This is a genomic window from uncultured Roseibium sp. (genome assembly GCF_947499295.1).
Classification (GTDB): Bacteria; Pseudomonadota; Alphaproteobacteria; order Rhizobiales; family Stappiaceae; genus Roseibium.
In genome coordinates this window covers 1-263 of the sequence record NZ_CANMNP010000167.1, presented here as the reverse complement: position 1 = coordinate 263, position 263 = coordinate 1, and the positions used below count along the sequence as shown (strand labels likewise).

Sequence of the window (263 nt, the reverse complement as noted above, 5' to 3'; positions counted from 1 at the left end):
CAATGGCAAAATCGGATACTCCAAAACCTCTGCCCGCGCATGCAACATCAAACGCTTAGCAATTGTTCAGGGCGAACGAGATAATGAATACGGATCAGGGATCACAGTTCACCGGATCGGCTTGGATAACCAAGCTGACCGAAGCCGGGTGCGTATCTCGATGGATGGACGTGGCCGGTGCATGGACAACATCTTCATCGAACGGCTCTGGCGATCCTGGAAGCAGGAAGCGGTTTATCTGGAGGACCTGACTGACGGATTCA

At 52.9% G+C, this 263-nt stretch carries 1 pseudogene; it reads left to right on the top strand.

The window, feature by feature from the left end:
• A pseudogene (locus Q0835_RS30255) lies at positions 1–263 on the top strand (hypothetical protein); the annotation flags it as partial.